Raw genomic sequence first — 26,095 nt, 5'->3', positions numbered from 1 at the left:
GTCCGATAGTGTCAAAGGCACGAATCCATCGGTTCGGATCCCCGGCGGAGCGGTACCGCCGCGGACGGCAGGAGAATCAGGAGCGAAGAAGCAGTGCAGTTGCGACGCGGCGACGTCCTCGACGGCGCCATGGCGATCCTCGACGAGTACGGACTCGGCGACCTGACGATGCGCAAGCTCGCATCGTCGCTCGGCGTCCAGCCCGGCGCGCTGTACTGGCACTTCCCGAACAAGCAGACCCTGCTCGGGGCTATGGCCGACCGCATCCTCGACGGTGTCGACGAACCTCCCGCAAGCGACGCCTGGGACGGCGCGCTCGCCGAACTCGCGCACCGTTTCCGCGCCGCGCTGCTCGCTCACCGCGACGGCGCGGAACTCGTCGCGTCGAGCTACGCATCGCGGCTCACCACCTCCCGGGCCCGCGACGCCTTCGTGGGGACCGCCGGACGTGCCGGCCTGTCGCAGGCATACGCCGAGCTCACCGGCTACGCGCTGCTGCACTACGTGCTCGGCCACACCGTCGACGAGCAGTCCCGCGCGCAGCTCGAGGAACTCGGCGCGCTCACCCGCGCTCCCCTCTCCCCCGATGTCGCGACCGAGCAGCCGGCCGAGGCCGACGACGACCTGCTCGACGGCGATCCCGCCGTCCGGTTCGAGTTCGGTCTTCAGTTGTTCGTCGACGGCATCCGCGCACGTCTGGAGACCCGTGCGACATCCTGATCCCGCCACTCCTGTCGGACCCGTCTCCTATCTTCGACGCTCGTGACCGCACCCTGGACCCTCCAGCAGATCAACGCCGTCGCACCCGATCCGTCCTCGATGACGGCTGCGCGCGGCGTCGCCTCCGCATGGCTCGAAACCGGTCACGACGACGCAGCTCTGTGGGGCCTGTGCCGCGGCCGTGGCACGACGCCGTACCGCACCGCGATCGATCCGAGGGCTCCCGCCTACTCGTGCACGTGCCCGAGCCGGAAGCTGCCCTGCAAGCACGCCCTGTCGTTGCTCGTGTGCTGGTCGGAGGGCGCCGTGCCCGCCGGGCAGGCGCCCGATTCCGTCACCCGCTGGCTCGCCTCCCGCGCCGCGTCCACCGCACTGCGCGCCCCCGCGGACGACGAGCCGGTCAGGACCCCCGACCCGGCGACCGCCCAGCGTCGCGCGGATCGGGTCGCGGCAGGACTCGAGGATCTCGACCGCTGGCTGACCGACCGGATCAGGCACGGTCTCGGGGCGGTCGACCACGGCTACGAGACCTACGAGACGATCGCCGCCCGCATGGTCGATGCCCAGGCCCCCGGTGCGGCCTCCGCGCTGCGCGCACTGGCGACCGTCGTGACCGACGAAACGGATTGGCCCGCCAGATTGCTCACCGAATACGCGCGTCTGCACCTGATGGCCGTCGCGTACCGGCGGCGCGACGAACTGCCCCGGCCGCTCCTGTATTCGCTGCAGACCCATCTCGGTTTCGGTACCCGCAGCGAGGAGGTGCGTGCCGAACCGGCCGTGCGCGACCGGTGGCAGGTCCTCGCGGTGCGTGTCACCGAGGAGAGCCGGATGTTCACCCGCAGGACGTGGTTGCGCGGACGATCGAGCGGCCGATGGGCCATGGTTCTCGATTTCGCGCACGGCACAGCACGTTTCGGCACACCGATCCCCTTCCCGGGTTCGCTCGTCGACGCCGATCTGCACTTCTGCCCAGGCGCCGCCCCGCTGCGTGCCATGCTCGGCCGGCAGCACGGCGAGGCCGAGCCGTTCACGACACTGCCCGCCACCGGACTCGACGCCGCGCTGGGCGAGTACGCCCGCATGCGTGGGTCCGACCCGTGGTTGCGCACCTGGCCCGTGTTGCTCGACGCAGTCACTCCCACCCCCAGCGAGGACGGCTGGTACGTCGTCGACCCGTCCGGACGGGCACTGCCGCTGGCCGGAGACGACGACAGCCGCTGGCGGCTGCACACGGTCGCGGGTGGCCGTCCGGTGACGGTCTGCGGCGACTGGGACGGAACCACTCTCACCCCGGTGTCCCTGTTCACCGAAGGACAGGTGCTGACCTGGTGACCGCGTTGCCCGAATCGCTGACGACCGCAGCACTTCTCGGCGCGGCACGCTCCGCGCCCGAGTTCGACGCGCTGCACACGGCCGACGCCGCGGGCCGACTGGCCGGAGACCCCGCGGCGACACTGCTCGCCGCTGTCGCACTGGAGGCGACCTTCCTCACCGCAGCGACCGCGCCCGTGGTCCGCGAGCTGCCGTCACCGGCCCCGGACGACGACCGTCCCGTCCTGCCCGGCGCCGCTGCCGAACGCCTGCGCGCACTGCTCGCCGTCCGCTCCCCGCTGCTCGACGAGTGGTTCGAGGTGGCCGCCCGATTTCGCGCGTCGCACGACGTCGTGGTCGATCTGCTGACCGTCGCGACCACCGACGCGGTGCACCGCGACCGGCTCGTCGCGCTCACCGGCACACGGGGACGCTGGGTGGCCGCACGCAACCCGGAATGGGCCGAACTGCTGCCTCCCGACCCGCTCGACGACACACCCTGGCACGCCGGCCCACCCGCCCGGCGCCGCCGGTGGTTCGAGACGCTCCGCACGCACGACCCGGCGGCGGCCACCGCGACACTCGCGGCATCGTGGGGCGCGCAGACCGCCGCCCAGCGAGCCGAGTTGCTCGCCCTGCTCGCGGTGAGGCTCGGCCCGCACGACGAAGCCCTGCTCGAACGCGCACTGGACGACCGCAGCCGCAAGGTCCGCGCCGTGGCGCTCGAGCTTCTTCCGCGCCTGCCGGATTCCGCCTTCGCGCAGCGTATGGCCGAGCGGGTGCGACAGTGGATGCTCGCCGACGACTCCACCGTCACCCTCGCGGTGCCCGACCGGCCGGACGAGAACGCTCTCCGCGACGGTCTCGCCGACAGTCCGGTCGGTGGAGCCCGAGAGCTGCTGGTCGCGGCCGTCGCGGCAGCCCCGCTGTCCGTGTGGAACGACCACGCCGCAGACACGGTGCTGCCGGAGTTCGACATCGACGATACCTTCCGCACCGCGTTGACGGCCGCGTGGGGCCGCGCGGCGGTCCGGCAGCGCAACGGTGAGTGGGCCGCAGCATTGCTGCGACGCGACGGCAGCGTCGACGCGGACCTCGCGCGGGTCGTCCCCCTCGACGTCCTGCTCACGCACCTACGCGAGGCGCCGGCGTCCGCGATCCTCGACGACGCGCTGCTCGCTGCCCTCCCCGCGCCGTGGCCGCGTGATATCGCCGAGAAGGTGCTCACCGCGCTGTACACGAAGTCGACGACCACCCGTGTCGTCCGCGACGTCCTGATCCTGCTCGCCCACCGGGCCCCCTTCGAGCTGGCCGACCTGCTGGCCGACGCCGCGAACCGCACCGACGATCTCGGTCGCCTGCACCTGTTCGCGAGCGCAGCCGACACCCTGACCCTCCGCAAGACGATCCACGAGGAGCTGAGTTGACCGACACCGAGTCGACCCCCGCAGTTGTCGGCACCGATGAGGCCCCGGCGCCCGAGACCGGCACGTCCGGGACCGACGTGCCCGACACCACCGAAACCGGCGTATCCGGCACCGCCCTGCTGCGCCCGCACGCCGAGCAGCAGTACGCGCACGAACTCGCGGCGCTCGCGCGACTCGACGACCGGCCGCGCCCGCCGTCGTGGCAGCTGTCGCCGTGGGCGGTGGTGACCTACCTGCTCGGCGGCGAACTGTCCGACGGCACCGTCATCACCCCGAAGTACGTCGGCCCGCGCCGTTTGATGGAGGTCGCCGTCGCGACCCTGGCGACCGACCGGGCACTGTTGCTGCTCGGTGTGCCGGGTACCGCGAAGACCTGGGTGTCGGAGCATCTCGCCGCCGCGATCAGCGGTTCGTCGACCCGGCTCGTGCAGGGAACAGCAGGCACGACCGAGGAGTCGGTGCGCTACGGCTGGAACTACGCGCGGCTGCTCGCCGAAGGGCCGAGCTCCGCCGCGCTGGTCGCCTCCCCGGTCATGACCGCGATGCGCGACGGCGCCGTGGCACGTATCGAGGAACTCACCCGCATTCCCGCGGACGTGCAGGACGCGCTGATCACCATCCTGTCGGAGAAGACTCTGCCCGTCCCCGAACTCGGCACCGAGGTGCAGGCGACGAAGGGGTTCAACGTCATCGCCACCGCCAACGATCGCGACCGCGGGGTCAACGACCTGTCGTCCGCGCTGCGCCGACGGTTCAACACCGTCGTGTTGCCGTTGCCGGCGAGTGAGGAGGACGAGGTCGCGATCGTCACCCGCCGCGTCGAACAACTCGGCGCCGCACTCGAACTGCCCGCCGTGCCCGCGGCCGCGGAGGAGATCCGCCGCGTCGTCACGGTGTTCCGCGAGCTACGCAGCGGCGTCACCACCGACGGCCGCACCAAGCTGAAGTCCCCGTCGGGCACGCTGTCCACCGCCGAGGCGATCTCGGTCGTGACGGGTGGTCTGGCACTGTCGGCGCACTTCGGCGACGGCGTGCTGCGTCCGTCCGATGTCGCGGCCGGCATCCTCGGTTCGGTGGTCAAGGACCCGGTCTCCGATCGCGTCGTCTGGAACGAATATCTCGAGGCCGTCGTCCGGGAACGCGGCGACTGGACCGACTTCTACCGGGCGTGCCGGGAGATCACCGGGTGACCGACGCTCTCTTCGACCGCGCGGATGCGCCCGCGGAGATCCGGGTCTTCGGCATCCGGCACCACGGGCCGGGTTCGGCGCGCGCGGTCCTGCAGGCACTCGCAGAGTTCGAACCCGACACCGTCCTCATCGAGGGTCCGTCGGACGCCGATCCGGTACTTGCGCTCGCCGCGGCCGACGACATGGTTCCGCCGGTCGCGCTGCTGGCCTACGCTCGCGACGAACCGGCGCGGGCGGCGTTCTGGCCGGTCGCGGCCTTCTCGCCCGAGTGGCAGGCGTTGCGCTGGGCGTATCTGCACGACGCGGACGTGCGGTTCTGCGACCTTCCGGCGGCGATGTCGCTCGCCGCCGAACGCGAGGTCGGCGACCGCGCGACCGACGATCTGCTCGGCATGCTCGCCCGCGCCGGCGGCTACGCGGACTTCGAGCAGTGGTGGGACGCGGTGGTCGAGCACGGCACCGCACAGGCCTTCGACGAGATCACCGACGCGATGCGGACGCTGCGAGAGGACGTCGGGATCGACGACCACACCGCGCGACGCGAGGCGCACATGCGGCAGGTGCTGCGCGCGACGGTCAAGGCCGGGGCCCGCGCGATCGCTGTGGTGTGCGGGGCGATGCACGCCCCCGCACTCACCGGCCGGCTCGGGCCGGCCGCGCCCGACGCGCGTCTGCTCAAGGGCCTACCCAAAGTGAAGACCACCCTCACCTGGGTGCCGTGGAGCCACTCCCGGTTGTCGTTGTCGTCGGGCTACGGCGCCGGCATCACCTCACCCGGCTGGTACCACCACCTGTTCACCCAGCCCGCGGACACGACCGCGCGCTGGTTCACCCGCGTGGCCCGTGTTCTGCGCGAGGAGGATCTGCCCGTCTCGAGTGCCCACGTCATCGAGGCGACGCGCCTCGCCGACACGCTCGCTGCGCTGCGCGGTCGCGCGGTGGCCGGACTCGACGAGGTCGTCGAAGCGACCCGATCGGTGCTGTGCGACGGCGACGACGTCCTGCTCGACCTCGTCACGCGGCGGCTCGTCGTCGGGGAGGCACTCGGATCCGTCTCCGAGGACACCCCCACCGTCCCGCTCGACACCGACCTGCAGCGACAGGCGAAGTCGTTGCGTCTCAAGCGGTCCAGCGAAGCGAAGAACCTCGATCTGGACCTGCGCCGGGAAATCGACGTTGCGCGGTCGCGACTGCTGCACCGGCTGGCGCTGCTCGGGATCGACTGGGGTACGCCCACGCAGAGCGAGGTGCGCTCGACCGGCACGTTCCGCGAAACCTGGACGTTGCGGTGGGAGCCCGAGTTGTCGGTGGCGATCGTCGAGGCGTCCCGGTGGGGCACGACGGTGGGATCCGCCGCGGGTGCCACGGTGGCCGACCGTGCCGCTCGCTCCGGGATCGCGCTCGCCGACCTCACCGAACTCCTCGAACGGGCGTTGCTCGCCGACCTACGCACCACGATCCCGTCGCTGGTGAGGGCGATCGACGCGGCGGCCGCTCTCGATCACGATGTGCTGCACCTGATGAGCGCACTACCGACCCTCGTGCGGACCGTCCGTTACGGCGACGTGCGGGGCACCGATCTGTCCTCCCTGGACCACGTCTGCGACGCTCTGCTCGCGCGTGTCTGCGCCGGCCTCCCGGCGGCGGTCACCGGTCTCGACCACGACGCCGCCGATGCGCTGCGCACCGCGATCGACGGCGTGCATCTCGCGCTCGCGTTGCGCGAGGACCCGACCGCGACCGTCCGGTGGCTGGACACGCTGACATCGGTGAGCGAACGCGACGACGTCGACGGTCTGCTCGTCGGCCGCACCACCCGGATGCTGCGCGACGCCGGCCGGCTCGGCGAGCACGATGCGGCCGTGCGGGTCGCGCGAGCGTTGTCCGTGGGGTCACCCGCGCCCGCGAAAGCGCGCTGGATCGACGGTTTCCTCGGCGGCGGCGGGCTCCTGCTGGTCCACGACGGCGCCCTGTTCGATCTCGTGGACGGCTGGATCAGCGGACTCACCGACGACGATTTCGTCGACGTCCTGCCCGTCCTCCGACGCACCTTCGGGTCCTTCGCCTTCGGGGAGCGACGCCTGCTCGGGCAGACGGTGCGCGGCGAACGCACCCGTCGCACGGAGGCACCGCCCGCGGTGGACCGCGGCCGGATCGCCCTGACCGCCACCGCGTCGATCCTGGGAGTGTCGGCATGACAACCGAATCCGGAGACACCGAACGTCTGCGCCGATGGCGGCTCGCACTCGGTGAGGCCGCCGAGGACTCCACGGGCTCCCTGTCCTCGGCCGACGACACCGCCATGGACGCCGCGCTCGCCGCCCTGTACGACACCGCGCCGGGCGACGGCACCGCGCCGCGCACCGCCGGTCTCGGCGCATCCGCGCCCCGGGTGGCACGCTGGCTCGGCGACATCCGCACCTACTTCCCCACGTCCGTCGTCCAGGTGATGCAGCGCGACGCGGTGGATCGGCTCGGGTTGACCCGGCTGCTCCTCGAACCCGAGATGCTCGAGGCCGTCGAACCGGACGTGCACCTGGTGGGCACGCTGTTGAGCCTGAACCGTGTGATGCCGGAGACCACCAAGGCGACGGCACGCACGGTCGTCGAGAAGGTCGTGCGTGAGATCGAGGCCCGCATCGAGCAGCACACCCGTACCGCCGTCACGGGTGCACTCGACCGGTCGTCGCGGACGTCGAATCCGAAGCCGCGCGACATCGACTGGGACCGCACGATTCGTGCGAACCTCGCCCACTACCTGCCGGAGCATCGCACGGTGGTGCCCGAGAAGCTGGTGGGCTACGGGCGTCGTTCCCGGGCGGTGAAACGCGATGTGGTGCTCGCGGTGGACCAGTCCGGGTCGATGGCGTCGAGCGTCGTGTACGCGTCGGTGTTCGCGGCGGTCCTGGCCTCGATGCGGGCGTTGCGCACGTCGCTGGTCGTCTTCGACACCTCCGTGGTGGATCTGACCGACATGCTCGCCGATCCGGTGGATGTGCTGTTCGGCACCCAGCTCGGTGGCGGCACCGACATCAATCGGGCGATCGCCTACAGCAGGTCGCTGATCACCCGGCCGGCCGATTCGCTGTTCGTGCTCATCTCCGATCTGTACGAGGGCGGTATCCGCGCCGAGATGCTCTCCCGTATCCGGGAGATGGTCGGGGCAGGTGTGCAGGTCGTGGTGTTGCCGGCCCTGTCCGACGACGGGGCGCCGTCCTTCGACCGCGACAACGCGGCGGCGCTCGCCGCACTCGGCGTGCCCGTCTTCGCGTGCACACCCGACCGTTTCCCGGAGCTGCTCGCCGTCGCGCTCGAACGGGGCGACGTCGGGCGCTGGTCGCAGTCGAGGTGAACGCCGGACCGGCCCCGAACGGCGTGACGGCCCGGGATCAGCGGGCCGGTTCGCCGGAGGAATCGGCCTGCGCGTCACCGTCCTCCTCGGCGTACCGGGCGAGCAGCGCCGTCTCGGCCGTGTGGGAGGGGAAGGCGAAGGCCACCAGTGCCGCTCCGATCAGCACGATGGCGATCGCGGCGGTGTAGGCGCGGGTGTCGCCGTCGAGGAACGCCGTGCGGGCGGCCGCAATGATCTGTGGCGCGTACTGCGGATAGTGCTCGCTGATGCCGACGGCGCCCGCGAACGACTTCTCCAACGCGGTCTCGGTCTGCTCGTCGACCGACGCGGCCTGCGGACTCGCCGCGATCGTCGCCGCGAGCGAGGCCGAGTATCCGGCCGTGAGCAGCGCGCCGAGGATCGACTGGACGATCGCTCCACCGAGGTCGCGTTGCAGATCGGCCGTGCCGGAGGCCATTCCGGCGCGGGAAACCGGCACCGATCCCGTGAGCGAATGCGAGGCCGGGGTACCGGCGAGACCGACACCGGCTCCCAGGCACATGTATCCGAGGGCGATCACCCAGTAGTGCGCGTCCTCGTCCCACAGAATCAGCGCGACGACGAGTCCGGCCACGATCGCGACGTAACCCGACAGCAGGGTGAAACGAGAACCGCGAGACCCGACGAGTTTCGCCGACTGCGGTGCCACCAGCACCATCACGAATGCGGCGGGCAGCGCCGCCGATCCGGCCGCGAGCGTCGAGTAGCCGAGCACGTTCTGCAGGTACTGCTGGCTGATGTACATCGTTCCCATGAGGGTGCCGAACACGATGATGCCCGCCACGGCCGCGACCCAGAACACCCGGCGCCGCGCGACGCGCAGGTCGAACAGGGGATTCGCCGCGCGCAGCTGGCGCATCACGAAGAGGATCACCGCGACGAGAGCGATCACGAGGGCGGACACCGCGATGGTCTCCATCCCGTCGACGGGCACGAAATTGATGCCCAGGACGAGCGAGCCGACGAGCACCACCGAGACGATCCCGCCGAGATGATCGACCGGCTCGGTCGACTCGTTGACGTGACTCGGCACGAACACCCAGGTCGACACAAGGGCGATCAACGCCAGCGGGATCGTCACGAGGAAGACCGATCCCCAGAAGAACTGTTCGAGCAGGGTGCCGGCGACGAGCGGGCCCAATGCGGTGAGACCACCCCCGATCGACGACCACAGTGCGATCGCGCGGGTCCGTGCTGCGCCCGACCACAACGCGGTGATCAGCGCCAGGGTGGTGGGGAACGCCAGACCGGCGGAGACGCCGCCGAGCACCCGGGCGGCGAACAGTACATCGACGTTCGGTGCGAACCCGGCGACCGCCGAGGCGGGCACCGACAACGCCATGCCGATAAGGAGCATCGTCTTGCGCCCGTAGCGGTCGCCGACGGCCCCGAAGTACAGCACCGACGCAGCGAGGCCGACGGAATAGCCGACCGCGACGAGATTCAGTTCGGTCTGGCTCGCGTCGAACGCTTTCCCGATGTCGGGTAGCGCCACGTTCGCGACGGCGAGGTTCAGGTTCGCCACTGCGGCGACGAGGATCAGCGAGGCCAGCACCAGGCTCGCCTGCGCAGGACGACCGTCCTCGGGTGGGGTCACGGACACATAGTGCGCGCTCGGGCCGCTGTCCTGCGCGGTTTCCGACGGGTTTTCACCTTGCCCATCCTGCCGGGTTAGGATCACCTCACTCATTGTTCGACAGACTCGAGGCCCCGATGACACGCCGATCCGCCGCGCTGCTCCGTTCCGCCGCCCTGTTCACGGCCACCGCGATCGCGCTGACCGCGTGCGGATCGTCCGACACGGAGACGGAGTCCGGCTCGGCCGCGTCCGACGGCGCCTTCCCCGTCACCGTCGACACGAAGTTCGGGGAGGTCACCGTCGAGTCCGCCCCCGAGCGTGTCGCGGCTCTGGGCTGGGGCGACGCGGAAACCGCACTGGCACTCGGTGTTCGGCCGGTGGCCGCGAGCGACTGGCTCGACTTCGGTGGCGACGGCGTCGGGCCGTGGGCGCAGGGGCTGTACGACTCGCCGCCGGAGCTCATCGGCACGATCGAGCCGTCCTTCGAGCTGCTCGCGGCACAGGAGCCCGATCTGATCCTCGACACCAAGAGCTCCGGTGAGCCGGCCCGCTACGAGACGCTCTCGGGGATCGCCCCGACCGTCGCCGGCCCGGAAGGCAGCGACGCCTACCTCACGTCGCTCGACGACCAGGTGACCACCGTGGCAGCGGCTCTCGGTGTCCCGGACAAGGGTGCCGAGTTGCTGTCGCAGATCGATGCGGATTTCGAGCAGGCCGCGGCCGACAATCCCGAGTTCGCGGGCAGGACCGTCACCGTCGCCTCGTACACGTCGGAGGGGTGGGGCGCCTACGTCGTCGGCGATTCGCGCGTGGACTTCATGACCGAACTCGGCTTCGTGAACAATCCGCAGGTGCAGGCCGCGGCGTCGGACGACTTCTTCATCACCGTCTCCGACGAGAACCTGAACCTGCTCGATGCGGATCTACTGATCGTGCTGCCGATCTACGTACCGGCGGCGGAGGTGACCGACAATCCGGTCTTCCGGCAGATCCCGGCGGTGCGCGACGGCCGGTTCCTCGTGCTCGACAGTGATTCCGACATCTCTGCGGCGTTCTCGACGAACTCGGTGCTGTCGGTGCCGTTCGCGCTCGACGAGCTGGTTCCGCTGGTCGCCGAACGCGTGAACTGAGCCCCTCTCTGCTTGTGGCTCAGCGCCGGAACAGCTTGTTGCCGAGCCAGACGATCGGGTCGTAGCGGCGGCCGGCGACGCGTTCCTTCATCGGGATCAGCGCGTTGTCGGTGATGTGGATGTTCTCCGGGCACACCTCGGTGCAGCACTTGGTGATGTTGCACATGCCCAGGCCGTGCTCGTCCTGCGCCACGTCGCGCCGATCGGCGACGTCGAGCGGGTGCATCTCGAGTTCCGCGATGCGCATGAGATAGCGGGGACCGGCGAAGGCCTCCTTGTTCTCCTCGTGGTCGCGCACCACGTGGCAGACGTTCTGGCACAGATAGCATTCGATGCACTTGCGGAACTCCTGAGAGCGCTGCACATCGACCTGCTGCATCCGGTACTCCCCCGGCGCGAGATCCGGGGGCGGCGCGAAGGCCGGTATCTCGCGTGCCTTCCGGTAGTTGAACGAGACGTCGGTGACGAGATCGCGGATGATCGGGAAGGTGCGCATCGGCGTCACCGTGACGGTCGCGTCGGGATCGAACAGCGACATGCGGGTCATGCACGTCAGGCGCGGGCGGCCGTCGACCTCCGCCGAGCAGGATCCGCACTTGCCCGCCTTGCAGTTCCAGCGCACGGCGAGATCCGGTGCCTGGGTGGCCTGCAGGCGGTGCAGGATGTCGAGGACGACCTCACCCTCGTTGACCTCGACGGTGTAGTCGCGCAACTGTCCACCGTCGGCGTCGCCCCGCCAGATCCTGAACGCCGCCCGATATCCCATCTCAACCCCTCCGTCCGGGATGATCCGCGAGTTCCTCGTCGGTGTAGTACTTGCCGAGTTCGTCGATGTCGAACAGTTCCAGCAGGTCGGGGCGCATCGGCTCCTGCCGCTCGGCGGTGACCGAGACGTCCGGGACGAACGGGTCGCCCCCGTCGAGGCGGCAGGTGAGCAGTGTGCGACGCCACTGCGCATCCATCGACGGATAGTCGTCGCGGGTGTGCCCTCCGCGACTCTCGGTGCGCTGCAACGCAGCTCGTGCGACGCATTCGCACACGAGCAGCATGTTCCGCAGGTCCAGGGCGAGATGCCAGCCCGGGTTGAACTGGCGGTGTCCCTCTACTGCGACGTTTCGGATCCGGGACCGTAGCCCGTCGAGTTCGGCGAGCGCGCGTTCGACCTCGTCCGCGCGGCGGATGATGCCCACGAGATCCTGCATGACCTGCTGCAGATCGGTGTGCAGGGTGTACGGGTTCTCGGCGCGGTCGGCCTCGGCCGGATCGAAGGGAGCGAGTGCCGCGCGTGCCGCGGCGTCGACGTCGGCTTCGATCACGGCCGGTCGCGTCGTCAGGCCCTGGACGTAGTCGGCCGCGCCGATACCGGCCCGGCGGCCGAAGACCAGCAGGTCCGACAGCGAATTTCCGCCCAGGCGGTTCGACCCGTGCATCCCGCCCGAGCACTCCCCGGCCGCGAACAGTCCCGGCACGGAGGCCGCGCCGGTGTCGGGGTCGACCTCGATTCCACCCATCACGTAGTGGCAGGTCGGGCCGACCTCCATCGCTTCGGCGGTGATGTCGACGTCGGCGAGTTCCTTGAACTGGTGGTGCATCGACGGCAGCCGCCGCATGATCTCGGCGGCCGGCATCCGCGAGGCGATGTCGAGAAAGACTCCGCCGTGCGGGGTGCCGCGGCCCTCCTTGACCTCCGAATTGATGGCGCGGGCCACTTCGTCGCGCGGGAGCAGATCGGGGGTACGGCGATTGTTCTCCTGATCGTCGTACCAGCGGTCGGCCTCCTCCTCGGTTTCGGCGTACTGGCCTTTGAACACCGGAGGGATGTAGGAGAACATGAACCGCTCCCCCTCGGAGTTCTTCAGCACCCCGCCGTCGCCGCGGACGCCCTCCGTGACGAGGATGCCCTTGACGCTGGGCGGCCAGATCATCCCGGTGGGGTGGAACTGGACGAACTCCATGTTGATCAGGGCGGCACCGGCGCGCAGGGCGAGCGCATGACCGTCGCCCGTGTACTCCCACGAGTTCGACGTCACCTTCCACGACTTGCCGATGCCGCCGGTGGCGATGACGACGGCGGGCGCCTCGAACAACACGAATCGCCCGGTCTCACGCCAGTATCCGAACGCTCCGGCGATGCGACCCTCCGCGTCCTTCACCAGTTCGGTGATGGTGCATTCGGCGAAGACCCGCACCCGCGCCTCGTAATCCCCGTGTTCGGCGTGGTCCTCCTGCTGCAGCGACACTATCTTCTGCTGCATCGTGCGGATGAGTTCGAGTCCGGTGCGATCGCCGACGTGGGCGAGTCGTGGATAGGTGTGGCCACCGAAATTGCGCTGGCTGATCCGTCCGTCGGGTGTCCGGTCGAACAGGGCTCCGTAGGTTTCCAGTTCCCACACCCGGTCGGGCGCTTCGCGCGCGTGCAGTTCGGCCATCCGCCAGTTGTTGAGAAACTTGCCGCCGCGCATCGTGTCCTGGAAGTGGATCTGCCAGGAGTCGCGGGGATTGGCGTTGCCCATCGCGGCGGCGCACCCGCCTTCGGCCATCACGGTGTGGGCCTTACCGAACAGCGACTTGCACACCACGGCGACGGAGAAACCGCGTTGCCGCGCCTCGATGACCGCGCGGAGTCCGGCGCCACCCGCTCCGATCACCACGACGTCGACCTTGTGCCGTTCGACATCCACCATCTGAGCTTCCCCTCTTCCGGTCGCCTGCCCTTCCGCCGTACTGCTCGGGTCCGTCAGCCGACGAACCGGAGATCCGTGATGGTCTCGCTCGCCACGAGCATGATGTAGAAGTCCGTGAGGATCAGGGTGCCCAGCGTGATCCACGCGAACTGCATGTGCCTGACGTTGAGCCTCGACAGGAACGTCCAGATCCTGTACCGCACAGGATGTTTCGAAAAGTGCCGCAGCCGCCCTCCGGTGACGTGCCGACACGAATGGCACGAGAGCGTGTATCCCCAGAGCAGTATCACGTTGATCAGCAGGATGAGGTTGCCGAGCCCGATGCCGAATCCGCTCGGACTACGAAAGGCCGCGATCATGTCGTAGGTGTTGATCAGTGACACCACGAAACCGGCGTAGAAGAAGTAGCGGTGCGAGTTCTGCAGGATCAGCGGCAACCGCGTTTCGCCGGTGTAGCGCCGGTGGGGTTCGGCCACCGCGCACGCGGGCGGCGACAACCAGAACGAGCGGTAGTAGGCCTTGCGGTAGTAATAGCAGGTCAGTCGGAAACCGAGGAGAAGCGGGAGCGACAGGAACGCGAGCGGAATCCACATCGGGAGTTCGCCGACCCACGTTCCGAAATGGCGGGCACCGTCCACGCAGGACGCGCTCACGCACGGAGAGTAGAACGGCGTCAGATAGTGGTAGTCCTCGACGTAGTAGGCGCTGCGCACGAACGAGCGGATCGTCGCGTACACCACGAACACACCGAGGCCGAGCACGGTGAGTGCGGGGGTCTGCCACCAGCGGTCGTTCCGCAGCGTACGTGCGGCGATCCGTGCGCGGCCCGCGGAGCGCACGCCGGTCGCGGGTGTGCCGCGGGCCGCCGGTGACGCCTCGGACGTGCTCACCGCGAGCCGTGCAGCCCGCCGAGACCTTCGTCGTCCGTATCCGTTCCGCGGAACAACGAGTCGTCGTACGGCGTGTCGGGGATCGGGATGCGTTCACCGAGACTGTTGACGGCCTCGCGTGGAGGATGTTCGGCGAAGTCGCGTATGTCGATGTCGAGGCGTTCGAAGTCGTTCGCCAGCCTCCGGACGGGGGCTGCGTCCCCGTAGCGCGATCGTAGTGATCCGAGGCAGTGGCGCAGGTGGGCGGCGGTGCGCTGGAGTTCCTGCACTTCGCTGGTGGACATCCGTACCTCCGGGCCGAGCGGTCGGCATGTCGCGCCGGCCGACACGATGGGACAGGCCGTTGCAGTGTGGCATCCATCACAGTACAGCGGAAGCTTCGCTCGCATGCCGTTTCGTCCGGAGCGGCGGCGCCAGCCACTCGGAGGCCCGGACAGCGAAGCGGGCCGCGTCGATCGCCCCGCTGCCGGCCGGGATCCTGCCGACCACGGGGACGCCGGTGACGGCCGGGAGGTCGTCGAGATTGCACTGCTCCGCCAGATCCGGTGCGGCGGGCCAGGATCCGATGATCACTCCCGGACAGGCGATCCCCGCCGCGCGGAGTGCGGCCACGGTGAGCGCCGTGTGGTTGAGCGTGCCCAGCCCTGCCGCCGCGACGACCACCGCGGGTGCGCCCAGCGCCGCAGCGACGTCGGCGAGAGTGAAGCCCCCGGCGCCGAGGCGGACGAGCAGGCCGCCGGCGCCTTCGACGAGGGTGAGGTCGTATCCGGCGTCGAGACTCCGGACGGCGTCGACGACCTCGTCGAGGTCGAGCAACCGGCGTCCACTGCGCCGCGCGGCGGTATCGGGTGCGAGCGGGTCGGGGTACCGAGCGAGTTCGACGAGGTGGACGGAGCCCCCGACCAGCCGGCGGACTTCCTGCAGGTCGCCCGGGCCGTCGTCCGCCACTCCGGTCTGGGCGGGCTTGCACACCGCGACCCGCAGCCCCGCCGCCACGGCGCTCGCGGCCAGCGCGGCGGTCGCGACGGTCTTTCCCACATCGGTCGACGTACCGGTGACGACGAGGATGCTCACGCCCGGGCCCCCGCGAGGACATCGGTGAGCACCTCGTCGACGAGTGCGCGTTCGTCGGTGGTGAGGTTCGCGCGGGCGGTCAGCCGCAGCCGCGAGGTGCCGGCCGGTACCGACGGCGGCCGGAAGCAGCCGACATGCACACCGCGTTCGCGGCACTGCGCAGCAGCATCGGCGGCGACATGCGGGTCGCCGAGGATCACCGACACCACCGCGGACGGCGGTGCGTCGACGCCCGTGACGCGCGCGAGGTGCGCGGCCTGCTCGAGTACGGCCGCGGCACGGGCGGGTTCGGCGCGCAACACCTTCAACGCTCCCCGGGCGGCACCGACCGCGGCCGGTGCCAGGCCGGTGTCGAAGATGAACGTTCGGGCGGTGTCCACGAGGTGTTCGCGCACACGCCGGTCGGCCAGCACCACTCCTCCTTGGGACGCAAGGGATTTCGACAGCGTCGCGGTGACGACCACGTCGGGTTCGCCGGCGAGACCCATTTCGTGGACGAGTCCGCGGCCCCCCGCGCCGCGGACTCCCACACCGTGGGCCTCGTCGACGAGGAGCAACGCGTCGTGCGAGCGGCAGATGCGGTGCAGCCGCCGCAACGGGGCGAGGTCTCCGTCGGTACTGAACACCGAGTCGGTCAGGACGAGCGCGCGCGCCTCGGTGCGGGTCGCGAGGGCGTGCGCGACCGCGCCGACGTCGTTGTGGGGAGTGACGACGATTCTCGAGCGGGACAGCCGGCACGCGTCGACGAGCGACGCGTGCCCCCCGGCGTCGGAGACGATCAGCGCGTCCTTGCCGCCGAGGGCGGCGACAGCACCGAGATTCGCGGCGTATCCGCTCGAGAACACCAGACCGCTGTCCGCCCCGACGAAGTCGGCGAGTTCGCGTTCGAGCAGTTCGTGTTCGGCGGTGGTGCCGGTGACCAGCCGCGATCCGGTGGCACCGGCTCCCCAGCGCCGCAGTGCGGCGGTGGCCCCCGCGAGGACCTCCGGATGACGGGACAGACCGAGATAGTCGTTGGACGCGAGGTCGACGACGGCCGAGCCGGGGGTTCGGACGACGGGTTCCCGGTGCAGACCCGCTGCGCGTCGCGCCGCCGCGGTGTCGTCGAGCCACGCCAGGGCGGGATGTGCGGTCATGAACGGTAACCATACTTGAACGCTGTTCAAGTCGGCGCGGCAGCCCGCGTCGATGCCGCGTCGAACGTCCCGCGGCATGCCCCCGCGGCGGCTTACCCGACCTGGGCGCCCGCCGCAGCGATCATCCCCGACGTGATCTCCGCGACGTCGGCGGTGGAGCACACGTAAGGAGGCATGGCGTAGACGAGATTGCGGAACGGACGAAGCCACACACCGGCCGCGACCGTCGCGTCGGTCGCCGCACGCATGTCCACCGGGTCGGTGAGTTCGATCACACCGATACCCCCGAGTACCCGAACATCCGTGACCCCCGGCAGCTCGCGGGCCGGGACGAGCCCCTCCGTCAGGCCCGCGTTCAGTGCCCCCACCTCGGCGCGCCAGTCGCGGGAGAGCAGCAATTCGACCGCCGCGACCGCGACGGCGCACGCGAGCGGGTTGCCCATGAAGGTCGGGCCGTGCATCACGCCGCCGCCCTCGCCGGCGCTGATCGCTTCGGCGACGGCCCGGGTGCACAGCGTCGCGGCGAGTGTCATGTACCCGCCGGTGAGCGCCTTGCCCACGCACATCACGTCCGGGCTCACCTGCGCGTGGTCGGCCGCGAACAGTTCCCCGGTGCGCCCGAAACCGGTCGCGATCTCGTCGAAGATCAACACCAGTCCGTGCTCGTCGCACATCCTGCGTAGCTCACGCAGATAGAGCGGGTCGTGGAAGCGCATACCGCCGGCGCCCTGGACGACCGGTTCGACGACGATCGCCGCGAGCTCGTCGGCGTGCTCGAGCAGGACCGCCTCGAACTGCGCGACGTAGCCGGGATCGAAATGCGCCGGTGGGGCGGGAGCGAAGATCTGCCGCGCCAGCATGTCGGTCCACAGCGCATGCATGCCGCCCTCCGGATCGCACACGCTCATCGGGGCGAAGGTGTCGCCGTGGTAGCCGCCCCGCCAGGTGAGCAGACGACGCCGTCCGGGCCTGCCGACAGCGCGCTGGTACTGCACCGCCATCTTCACGGCGACCTCGACCGCCACCGAGCCCGAATCGGCGAGGAAGACCGTGTCGAGACCCTCGGGGGTGATGTCGACGAGCAGTTCCGCGAGCCGCGCGGCGGGCTCGTGGGTGAGGCCGCCGAACATCACGTGACTCATCCGTTCGAGCTGGTCCCGGACCGCGGCGTCGAGAACCGGATGGCGATATCCGTGCACTGCCGCCCACCACGAACTCATCCCGTCGATCAGCTCGCGTCCATCGGCGAGAACGAGCCGGGTACCGTGGGCGCGGTCGACCACGAGCGATTCGGCGGGCGCCGGAAACGCGCCGTAGGGATGCCACAGGTGCCGGCTGTCGAGAGTGCGAATCCGTTCGAGAGAGAGGGAGGAGTTGCTCACGCCCAGACTGTAGGCGGTTGGCCGCCCCCCACCGCAGCCGCGTAGTCTGCCGAGTTGCCGTGAACAACACTCACGGCAATCGTCCGGTGCACCGATCGGCGCCGGGCGACAGTACAGCCGAACACGCATGACACCGGGGGTATCCGTCACATGTCCGTCCACACCTCGGGACGAGAACTCGAGAGTGCCGCGCGGACGGCGGGCACCCGCCCCGCGCGGCGCGCCGATCTCGACGGACTGCGCGGACTGGCGATCGCGCTCGTGGTGATCTTCCACGTCTGGTTCGGCCGCGTCTCGGGAGGGGTCGACGTCTTCCTGGCACTGTCCGGCTTCTTCTTCGTGGGCTCGCTGCTGCGGACCGCCGAATCCCCGGCGCCGCTCGACCCGCGTCCCGTCCTGCGGAGGATCGGCAGGCGTCTGCTGCCCCCGCTCGTCCTCGTGCTCAGCGCCGTCGCCGTCGCCACGGTCGTGTTGCAGCCGTTCACACAGTGGCTCGCGGTGGCCGACCAGACCGGGGCGTCGCTGCTCTTCGTCCAGAACTGGTACCTCGCCCTCACCGCCAGTGACTATCTGGCCGCGGATCCCATGGTCAGCCCGCTCCAGCACCTGTGGTCGATCGCGGTGCAGGGCCAGTTCTACGTCGCGGCGCTCGTGGTGGTGTTCGGTTTCGCATGGCTGCTGCGCCGGATGTCGATGCCGGTGCGTATCCCGCTGACGGTGCTGCTCACGGCACTCACCGCATCCTCGCTGGCGTACGCGGTGCTGTCCGACCGGGCGCAGTCGTGGCTGTACTACGACAGTGCCGCCCGCGCCTGGGAGTTGACCCTCGGCGGACTGCTCGTGTGCCTGTCACCGTGGCTGCGGGTTCCGCGTGTGCTGCGGATCGTGCTCGGTGGGCTCGCACTCGTCGTGCTGCTCGCGTGCGGTTTCGTCCTCGACGGCAACGCCCTGTTCCCCGGTCCGTGGGCGCTCGTGCCCGTCGGCGCGGCGATGGCTCTCGTCGTGGCGGGAGTCGGCTCCGGTCCCGACCACGACACCCCGTCGGCGCGACTGCTGGCGTCCGCACCGATGGTGCGTCTGGGGGCGATCGCCTACTCGCTGTACCTGTGGCACTGGCCGCTCCTCATCGGCTACCTGATCGTGCGCGGGCACCCGTCGGTCGGTCTCGTGGGCGGGCTCGGTGTGATCGTCCTGTCGCTGTTGCTCACCGAGGCGTCGACCCGGTGGTTCGAGGAGCCTCTCCGTCGCGTCGCCCCTCCTCGGCCGTCCCGGACGGCCGTGCTCGGTCTCGTGACGGTCGCGGCCGTCGCGCTCGTCGGGGCCGGCAATCTCTGGCACACCTACGTCGACCGCTCGGCCGAGACGGTCGAGCGCACCTCGGCGTTGCCGGCGGAGCTGTATCCGGGCGCCGCCGTCTTCGATCCCGCCGTCTCCACCGAGCCGCAGCCGGTGCAACCACCGCTACTGGTCGCCCATCGCGACCTGCCTCCTGCGACACTCGACAACTGCATCGCCCAGCACACCAATCGCACGCCGTTGACCTGCACCTACGGCGATCCGCTCGCGACGCGCCGCATGGTGCTCGCCGGTGGGTCGCATTCGGAGCACTGGCTCGCCGCGCTCGACGCGCTCGGTATCGAACACGGTTTCCGCCTCGACACCTATCTCAAGGTGGGGTGCCCGTTGTCCGATCCGCTCGCCCCGCTCGTCGAGGAGTCCCCGACGATCGAGTGCGACACGTGGTCGACCGCCGTGCTCGCGGAACTGCGCGCGGATCCGCCCGACTACGTGTTCACCACCTCGACGCGCACCAAGGATCAGGGCGAAGGGCCGGGCGACTTCGTTCCGTTCTGGTACATCGACCTGTGGCAGACGCTCGCCGACTACGGCATCCCGGTGATCGCGATCCGCGACAACCCGTGGCTCTTCCGCGACGATGTCGCGTACCGGGCCGCCGACTGCCTCGCCGGGGGCGGCAACGCCGAGACGTGCGGGGTGCCCCGGGGCGAGGCGCTGGACCCGGTCGACCCGGCCATCGCCGCCTCCGCGCACCTGCCCACCGTGTCGCTGCTCGACCTGTCCGACCAGTTCTGCCGCCCGGACCTGTGCCGGGCGGTGGAGGGCAACATCCTCATCTACCGCGACGAGAACCACCTCACCACCACCTACGTCCGCACGCTGACGCCCGAGCTCGGCAGACAACTCGGTCCCGCCACCGGCTGGTGGTGACGCGCTCACCCGGTGCCCGGGCCGCCGGAAGACTACTGTTGGCGGGCATGGAGTCCACCGAAGCGAGTGCTACCGACGAGATGCCCGAGACGCTGGAAGTGTGGCCGGGATCCCCGTACCCCCTCGGAGCGACCTACGACGGGGCCGGCACGAATTTCGCGCTGTTCTCCGAGATCGCCGAGAAGGTCGAACTGTGCCTCATCTCACGCGAGGGGACGGAGACCCGCATCCCTCTCGAAGAGGTCGACGGATACGTCTGGCACGCATACCTTCCCACGGTCTCACCCGGCCAGCGCTACGGCTATCGCGTGCACGGCCCGTTCGACCCCGAGAACGGACACCGATGCGATCCGAGCAAACTGCTCCTCGATCCGTACGGGAAGGCATTCGACGGCTCGTTCGACGGCGATCCGTCGCTGTTCTCCTACCCGCTGCCCGGCGCCGAGCCCGAGACCGGCCCGGCCACGGACGAGGCATCGGAGGACACCGACGGCGGCGCCACCGCGCCCGACGACACCGCCGAACCCGAGGCGATCGCGACGGGACGGACCTCCGACGCGGCCGCGGATCTGCCCGCACTGGACTCGCTGGGCCACACCATGACGACGGTGGTGATCAACCCGTTCTTCGACTGGGCGATGGATCGCCAGCCCCGGCGTCCCTACAACGAGACCGTCATCTACGAGGCTCACGTCAAGGGCATGACGGCGACGCACCCGGACGTCCCCGAGCACATGCGGGGCACCTACGCCGGGCTCGCGCATCCGGCGATCATCGACCATCTCCTCGACCTCGGGGTCACCGCGATCGAGCTGATGCCGGTGCACCAGTTCATGCACGACCAGGTGCTGCTCGACCAGGGCCTGCGGAACTACTGGGGGTACAACACCTTCGGGTTCTTCGCGCCGCACGCCGAGTACTCGTCGTCGAACAAGCCGAGCGCGGTGGTCGCCGAGTTCAAGGCGATGGTGCGGACCTTCCACGAGGCCGGCATCGAGGTGATTCTCGACGTGGTCTACAACCACACCGCCGAGGGGAACCATCTCGGTCCCACCATCAGCTTCCGCGGCATCGACAACGCCGCCTACTATCGCCTCGTCGACGACGACAAGGCCTACTACATGGACTACACGGGAACGGGCAACAGCCTCAACGCCCGTCACCCGCACACCCTGCAGCTGATCATGGATTCCCTGCGCTACTGGGTCACCGAGATGCATGTCGACGGTTTCCGCTTCGACCTCGCGTCGACTCTGGCGCGCGAGCTGCACGACGTCGACCGCCTGTCGGCCTTCTTCGATCTCGTCCAGCAGGATCCGGTGGTTTCGCAGGTCAAGCTCATCGCCGAGCCGTGGGACATCGGCGAGGGTGGCTACCAGGTGGGCAATTTCCCCGGTCAGTGGACGGAATGGAACGGCAAGTACCGCGACACGGTCCGCGACTACTGGCGCGGCGAACCGGCCACCCTCGGTGAGTTCGCGTCGCGCCTGACCGGCTCGTCCGATCTGTACGAGGACACCGGCCGCCGCCCCGGCGCGTCGATCAACTTCGTCACCGCCCACGACGGTTTCACCCTCGCGGATCTGGTGTCGTACAACGAGAAGCACAACGACGCCAACGGTGAGGACAATCGCGACGGCGAGTCGCACAACCGGTCGTGGAACTGCGGGGTGGAAGGTCCCACGGACGATCCCGAGGTCCTCGCGCTGCGCGGGCGCCAGCAACGCAACATGCTCGCGACGCTGATCCTGTCCCAGGGCACGCCGATGCTCGCCCATGGCGACGAGTTCGGTCGCACCCAGCAGGGCAACAACAACGTGTACTGCCAGGACAACGAACTGTCGTGGGTGGACTGGTCGCTCGCCGAGTCCAACGCCGAACTGCTCGCGTTCACCCGCCATGTGATCGCGCTGCGGACCGAGCACCCGGTGTTCCGGCGGCGCAGGTTCTTCGAGGGCCGGCCCATCCGCAGCGGTGATCAGTCCCGCGACATCGCGTGGCGCACCCCGGCCGGCGACGAGATGATGCCGGAGGACTGGGACAGCGGCTTCGGCAAGTCCCTCGCGGTCTTCCTCAACGGCGAAGGCATCCCCGAGCCCGATCAGCGGGGGCAGCGCGTCGTCGACGACTCGTTCCTGATGTGCTTCAACGCCCATCACGAACCGATCGAGTTCGTCACCCCCGACGGCCCGCACGCCGAGGAGTGGACGGTCGCGCTCGACACCGACGTCCCCGACGGTCTGCGGGAGGAGACGGTCGTCGCCGGTAAACCGGTGCGGGTGCAGGCGCGTTCGGTGCTGGTGCTCCGGAGAACCCGGTGACCTCGGATGTCACGGAGTCGGCAGGTGTGAGCGGCGGCGGCGCGGGGAACCCTGCGTCGGTGCTGTCCACCTACCGACTCCAGATGCGCGGCGACGAGTGCACCTTCGCCGACGCCGTCGCCGTGCTCGACTACCTCGACGCCCTCGGGGTCTCGCACGTCTACCTCTCCCCCGTCCTCAGCGCGACGATCGGGTCCACCCACGGTTACGACGTGGTCGATCCCGGCACGGTCTCCGAGTCGCTCGGGGGCCGCGAGGGGCTGGAGCGGTTGTCGCGGGAGGCGCGCGCGCGGGGCATGGGACTGGTCGTCGACATCGTCCCCAACCATGTCGGTGTGAGCGACCCGCGCCAGAACGCCTGGTGGTGGGACGTCCTGAAACACGGGTCCGGGTCCCGGTACGCGTCCTTCTTCGATCTCGACCTCGCCGACGACAACGGCGCGGACGGACGGATCGCCCTGCCGGTGCTCGGGTCCGACGACGACATCCGTGACCTGACCGTCGACCGTTCCGGCGACGAACCTCTGCTCGCCTACTACGACAAGAGATTTCCCATCGCCCCCGGAACCGACGCCGGCACCGGCGAGGAGGTCCACGCGCGACAGGCCTACCGTCTCGTGGCGTGGAACTCGGGGCTGATCGGATATCGCCGCTTCTTCACCGTCGACGATCTCGCCGCCGTGCGGGTGGAGGATCCGGAGGTGTTCGACGCGACGCACGAGCAGGTCGCGTCGTGGATCGCCGACGATCTCGTCGACGGGATCCGCGTCGACCATCCGGACGGTCTCGCCGATCCCGCCGGCTATCTCGCGCGTCTGCGCGAGGTGATCGGCCCCGAGCGGTGGCTCGTGATCGAGAAGATCCTCGGCGACGCCGAGCCGTTGGACGCCACCCTGCCGGTGGACGGCACCACCGGCTACGACGCGCTCGGCGAACTGTCGGCGGTCTTCGTCGATCCGTCCGGCGAGCCGGAACTGAACGCCTTGTCGCGCAGGTTCACCGGCGCAGAGGGCGACGTATCGTGGCTGCACGCACGCGAACACGACCTCAAGCGGTCGGTGCTCGGGAACGGGCTCGCACCGGAGGTACGCCGGCTCGTGCGGGCGATCCGGCGTGAGACCGGCGACACCGAATGCGACGACGGGACGCTGCACGAGGCCGTGATCGCCGTCGCCGCACAGCTTCCCGTCTATCGTGCCGATTACGCGCCGCTCGCGACCCTGGTGCCGCGCATCGTCGGCGATCTCGCCCGTTCGCACCCCTCGCTCGGTCCCGCGCTCGCGGTGTTCGCCCGGGCGATGGCCTTCGGGGACGAATCCGCGACCCGCTTCGGCCAGGTGTGCGGGGCCGCGACGGCCAAGGCGGTCGAGGACTGCTTGTTCTACCGTGCGGCGCGGCTGATCTCGCTGCAGGAGGTGGGCGGGCAACCCGGCCGTTTCTCCCTCTCCCCGGCCGAATTCCACCTTGCATGGACCCAGCGGGCTCGGCACTGGCCGCGGGCGATGACCACCCTGTCGACCCACGACACCAAGCGCAGCGAGGACGTCCGGGCGAGGATCGGTGTGCTCTCGCAGGTCGCCGACGAGTGGTCGCGGCGGCTCGGGTCGTGGAACGACCGTGCGCCCGCGCCGGATCCGGCGATCGGACTGTTCCTGTGGCAGACCCTGTTCGGGGTGTGGCCACTCGACGGAGTGGTGACCGCCGAACTGCGCGACCGGGTTCACGCCTACGCACAGAAGGCGCTGCGGGAGAACGGGACCCGATCCACGTGGACCCAGGTCGACGAGGAGTTCGAGGCCGCCGTGGACGGCTGGCTGGACGCGATCTTCGACGGACCCGTCGCGGGCGAGCTGACCTCGTTCGTCGCGGAGGTCGAACCGCACGTCGCGGCCGTCTCGTGCGGCCAGAAGTTGCTGCAGCTGCTGGGTCCGGGTGTACCCGACGTCTATCAGGGCACCGAACTGTGGGACGACTCGCTCGTCGACCCGGACAATCGGCGGCCGGTGGACTTCGACGCCCGACGGCGACTGCTCGACGCCCCCGATTCGGCCCCGGCGAAGTTCACGCTCGTGCGCACGGCGCTCCGGTTGCGCCGCGAACGTCCGGAGAGCTTCGTCGGCGGGGCCTACGTGCCGATACTCGCCACCGGCCCGGCCGCCGAGCATCTTCTCGCGTTCGGCCGTGGTCCCGCACCGGACGATCTCGACGTGCTCGCGGTGTCCGCTCGCCACACCGTGGCGCTGTCGCGTTCCGGATGGAAGGACACGGCTCTTCACCTGCCGGACGGCGAATGGTCGGATGCCCTGACCGGACGCACCTTCACCGGGCCGGTCCGGATCGTCGATCTGCTCGATCCCCTGCCGGTGGCAGCGCTCGTGCGGGTTCGGAATTCCGGATAGAGGTGCCGTTCAGGGTCGAGGGCGTCGCGCGCGTCTTCTTCGGCCTGGCGCCGGCGGGTCCGCCGCCGGTTCCAGGCGAACCCGCCGACGGTACGAACCCGCCGACGCCGACTCGTAGATTCGCGCCCCTCGTCGTGTCCACGGTCGGATCACACCGGATCCTTACGCCACAACAGTGCGTGCAGGCACTCGACGGCCTCGGCGGGCGACTCGACGTCGAGCACTCCCGCAGCGGGCATCTTCCAGCCCCCGATGGCGATGACCGGAACGCCGATCCGGACCGCGAGCGCGATCTCACTCATCGTGCCCCAGCTGCCGCCCACCGCGATCAACGCGTCGCTGCTGCGCACGAGCAGCGCGTTGCGCATCTCTCCGAGACCGGTGGGAACGGCCACCGTCAGATAGGGATTGCCCTCGGCACGGTCGTCCCCGGGTAGCAGACCGAGGGTCGTCCCGCCGGCTTCCACAGCGCCGCGACAGGCCGCCGCCATCACCCCACCCAGGCCGCCGGTGACCACGACGGCCCGGCGGCCGGCGAGGAGCCCCCCGACCTGCCGGGCGATACGTCGCTGTTCGGGCGTGGCTTCACCCGGACCCACGACCCCGACATAGCGCTGCGCGTTCATGTTCGGCATTGTGCATCATGGAACGCTCCGGAGCGCGCGGTCCGAGAACATCATTCGCGATCCGGCATCGGTCGCTCCACAACACCGCGCTCGTCGCCGGCAGTGGCGATCCTCCGCAGCCACCGCCCCGAAGCCGGCCGAGCGACCGGCTGGGGGACACTGTGGCCATGAGCAGAGCCGAGCGCCGAGCCGAGACCCGCCCGGATTCCCCGTGCCCGTGCGGTCGCGGGGTACCCCTGTCCGAATGCTGTGGGCCACTGCTGGCCGGCGCGAACGCCCCGACCGCGGAGCGGCTGATGCGTTCGCGGTACACGGCATTCACGGTGGGCGATGCGGCGCACCTGATGCGGACCTGGCATCCGACCACGCGCCCGCGCTCGATCGAGTTCGACCCCGAGCAGCGTTGGACGGGGCTCGAGATAGTGCACACCACCGGTGGCGGATTCCTGCACACCACCGGCAGGGTGGACTTCCGCGCGCACTGGACGACGTCCGGCATGCCCGACTCCGTGCGCGAACACAGCCGGTTCGTGCGGGAGAACGGCGAGTGGCTCTACCTCGACGATCACGGCGACGACTGAATCGACTCCGTCACGGTGCGAT

Annotated in this window: 20 protein-coding genes; 11 read left to right on the top strand and 9 right to left on the bottom strand. The window is 69.9% G+C overall.

Annotated elements, in window-relative coordinates:
• The first annotated feature begins 93 nt into the window (after positions 1–93).
• The 6 genes from PV766_RS07340 to PV766_RS07315 all read left to right on the top strand — a co-directional run bounded on the left by PV766_RS07340 (position 94) and on the right by PV766_RS07315 (position 8,003).
• Entirely contained in the window at positions 94–720 is a 627-nt protein-coding gene (locus PV766_RS07340; protein WP_129976151.1) for a TetR/AcrR family transcriptional regulator C-terminal domain-containing protein, read from the top strand.
• Between the two features lie 42 nt (positions 721–762).
• Positions 763–2,055 (top strand): SWIM zinc finger family protein, encoded by a 1,293-nt coding sequence (locus PV766_RS07335; RefSeq protein WP_421096762.1) that lies wholly within the window; start codon positions 763–765, stop codon positions 2,053–2,055.
• The gene (locus tag PV766_RS07330) at positions 2,052–3,461 is read left to right on the top strand and encodes a DUF5691 domain-containing protein (protein ID WP_421096761.1); all 1,410 of its coding nucleotides are present in this window, start codon (positions 2,052–2,054) and stop codon (positions 3,459–3,461) included. The genes PV766_RS07335 and PV766_RS07330 overlap by 4 nt, the downstream gene beginning before the upstream one ends.
• A 77-nt stretch (positions 3,462–3,538) precedes the next feature.
• Positions 3,539–4,651 carry an ATP-binding protein gene (locus PV766_RS07325; protein WP_064063028.1) on the top strand — a complete coding sequence of 371 codons (1,113 nt, stop codon included), beginning with the start codon at positions 3,539–3,541 and terminating at the stop codon, positions 4,649–4,651.
• Complete coding sequence (locus tag PV766_RS07320) at positions 4,648–6,849, top strand: DUF5682 family protein (protein WP_421096760.1); 2,202 nt, start codon at positions 4,648–4,650, stop codon at positions 6,847–6,849. The genes PV766_RS07325 and PV766_RS07320 overlap by 4 nt, the downstream gene beginning before the upstream one ends.
• Positions 6,846–8,003 (top strand): VWA domain-containing protein, encoded by a 1,158-nt coding sequence (locus PV766_RS07315; protein WP_255161206.1) that lies wholly within the window; start codon positions 6,846–6,848, stop codon positions 8,001–8,003. The genes PV766_RS07320 and PV766_RS07315 overlap by 4 nt, the downstream gene beginning before the upstream one ends.
• A 37-nt stretch (positions 8,004–8,040) precedes the next feature.
• Here PV766_RS07315 and PV766_RS07310 read toward each other — a convergent pair whose 3' ends face one another.
• Complete coding sequence (locus tag PV766_RS07310; RefSeq protein ID WP_421096759.1) at positions 8,041–9,732, bottom strand: MFS transporter; 1,692 nt, start codon at positions 9,730–9,732, stop codon at positions 8,041–8,043.
• Between the two features lie 23 nt (positions 9,733–9,755).
• On the opposite strand from PV766_RS07310, the gene PV766_RS07305 reads away from it, so the two are divergent.
• Positions 9,756–10,751, top strand: a complete 996-nt coding sequence (locus PV766_RS07305) for an iron-siderophore ABC transporter substrate-binding protein (protein WP_421096758.1) — start codon at positions 9,756–9,758, stop codon at positions 10,749–10,751.
• 19 nt (positions 10,752–10,770) lie between these two features.
• On the opposite strand, the gene PV766_RS07300 is transcribed toward PV766_RS07305, so the two are convergent.
• From PV766_RS07300 to PV766_RS07270, 7 genes are all read right to left on the bottom strand, one after another.
• Entirely contained in the window at positions 10,771–11,517 is a 747-nt protein-coding gene (locus PV766_RS07300) for a succinate dehydrogenase/fumarate reductase iron-sulfur subunit (protein WP_016935037.1), read from the bottom strand.
• A gap of 1 nt (position 11,518) precedes the next feature.
• The gene (locus PV766_RS07295; RefSeq protein ID WP_064062942.1) at positions 11,519–13,435 is read right to left on the bottom strand and encodes a fumarate reductase/succinate dehydrogenase flavoprotein subunit; all 1,917 of its coding nucleotides are present in this window, start codon (positions 13,433–13,435) and stop codon (positions 11,519–11,521) included.
• A gap of 53 nt (positions 13,436–13,488) precedes the next feature.
• The gene (locus tag PV766_RS07290; RefSeq protein WP_064062941.1) at positions 13,489–14,325 is read right to left on the bottom strand and encodes a hypothetical protein; all 837 of its coding nucleotides are present in this window, start codon (positions 14,323–14,325) and stop codon (positions 13,489–13,491) included.
• Complete coding sequence (locus PV766_RS07285; protein WP_421096757.1) at positions 14,322–14,609, bottom strand: hypothetical protein; 288 nt, start codon at positions 14,607–14,609, stop codon at positions 14,322–14,324. Before PV766_RS07285 ends, PV766_RS07290 begins: the two co-directional genes overlap by 4 nt.
• Positions 14,610–14,685: 76 nt before the next feature.
• Positions 14,686–15,399, bottom strand: coding sequence for a dethiobiotin synthase (gene bioD / locus PV766_RS07280; protein WP_064062940.1), 714 nt, complete (start codon positions 15,397–15,399; stop codon positions 14,686–14,688).
• A complete protein-coding gene (locus tag PV766_RS07275) occupies positions 15,396–16,535 on the bottom strand; it encodes an 8-amino-7-oxononanoate synthase (protein WP_064062939.1) in 1,140 nt (379 codons plus the stop codon). The genes bioD and PV766_RS07275 overlap by 4 nt, the downstream gene beginning before the upstream one ends.
• 92 nt (positions 16,536–16,627) lie before the next feature.
• A complete protein-coding gene (locus PV766_RS07270; RefSeq protein WP_064062938.1) occupies positions 16,628–17,917 on the bottom strand; it encodes an adenosylmethionine--8-amino-7-oxononanoate transaminase in 1,290 nt (429 codons plus the stop codon).
• A gap of 150 nt (positions 17,918–18,067) precedes the next feature.
• On the opposite strand from PV766_RS07270, the gene PV766_RS07265 reads away from it, so the two are divergent.
• From PV766_RS07265 to treY, 3 genes are read left to right on the top strand one after another with little or no spacing between them, the layout of a single operon-like run.
• Positions 18,068–20,146: an acyltransferase family protein gene (locus PV766_RS07265; RefSeq protein WP_421096756.1), complete on the top strand. Its 2,079-nt coding sequence runs from the start codon at positions 18,068–18,070 to the stop codon at positions 20,144–20,146.
• Between the two features lie 47 nt (positions 20,147–20,193).
• Entirely contained in the window at positions 20,194–22,467 is a 2,274-nt protein-coding gene (glgX, locus tag PV766_RS07260; RefSeq protein ID WP_064062936.1) for a glycogen debranching protein GlgX, read from the top strand.
• On the top strand, positions 22,464–24,866 hold the full coding sequence (gene treY, locus PV766_RS07255) for a malto-oligosyltrehalose synthase (protein ID WP_421096755.1): 2,403 nt from the start codon (positions 22,464–22,466) through the stop codon (positions 24,864–24,866). Before glgX ends, treY begins: the two co-directional genes overlap by 4 nt.
• A 149-nt stretch (positions 24,867–25,015) precedes the next feature.
• On the opposite strand, the gene PV766_RS07250 is transcribed toward treY, so the two are convergent.
• Entirely contained in the window at positions 25,016–25,501 is a 486-nt protein-coding gene (locus tag PV766_RS07250; protein ID WP_016934126.1) for a TIGR00725 family protein, read from the bottom strand.
• 158 nt (positions 25,502–25,659) lie between these two features.
• Between PV766_RS07250 and PV766_RS07245 the strand changes: the two genes are divergently transcribed.
• On the top strand, positions 25,660–26,073 hold the full coding sequence (locus tag PV766_RS07245; RefSeq protein WP_421096754.1) for a YchJ family protein: 414 nt from the start codon (positions 25,660–25,662) through the stop codon (positions 26,071–26,073).
• The last annotated feature ends 22 nt before the right edge of the window (positions 26,074–26,095 follow it).

Source organism: Rhodococcus sp. As11 (assembly GCF_048957735.1).
GTDB classification, from domain to species: Bacteria; Actinomycetota; Actinomycetes; order Mycobacteriales; family Mycobacteriaceae; genus Rhodococcus; species Rhodococcus gordoniae.
The sequence above is the reverse complement of the archived record's forward strand: the minus strand, read 5'-3'. Positions and strand labels throughout refer to the sequence as shown.

Coding starts and splice junctions, on each gene's coding strand:
- PV766_RS07315 (WP_255161206.1), top strand. CDS start 6,846: ATGACAACCGAATCCGGAGACACCGAACGTCTGCGCCGATGGCGGCTC.
- PV766_RS07310 (WP_421096759.1), bottom strand. CDS start 9,732: ATGAGTGAGGTGATCCTAACCCGGCAGGATGGGCAAGGTGAAAACCCG.
- PV766_RS07305 (WP_421096758.1), top strand. CDS start 9,756: ATGACACGCCGATCCGCCGCGCTGCTCCGTTCCGCCGCCCTGTTCACG.
- PV766_RS07300 (WP_016935037.1), bottom strand. CDS start 11,517: ATGGGATATCGGGCGGCGTTCAGGATCTGGCGGGGCGACGCCGACGGT.
- PV766_RS07295 (WP_064062942.1), bottom strand. CDS start 13,435: ATGGTGGATGTCGAACGGCACAAGGTCGACGTCGTGGTGATCGGAGCG.
- PV766_RS07285 (WP_421096757.1), bottom strand. CDS start 14,609: ATGTCCACCAGCGAAGTGCAGGAACTCCAGCGCACCGCCGCCCACCTG.
- PV766_RS07275 (WP_064062939.1), bottom strand. CDS start 16,535: ATGACCGCACATCCCGCCCTGGCGTGGCTCGACGACACCGCGGCGGCG.
- PV766_RS07265 (WP_421096756.1), top strand. CDS start 18,068: ATGTCCGTCCACACCTCGGGACGAGAACTCGAGAGTGCCGCGCGGACG.
- glgX (WP_064062936.1), top strand. CDS start 20,194: ATGGAGTCCACCGAAGCGAGTGCTACCGACGAGATGCCCGAGACGCTG.
- PV766_RS07250 (WP_016934126.1), bottom strand. CDS start 25,501: ATGCCGAACATGAACGCGCAGCGCTATGTCGGGGTCGTGGGTCCGGGT.
- PV766_RS07245 (WP_421096754.1), top strand. CDS start 25,660: ATGAGCAGAGCCGAGCGCCGAGCCGAGACCCGCCCGGATTCCCCGTGC.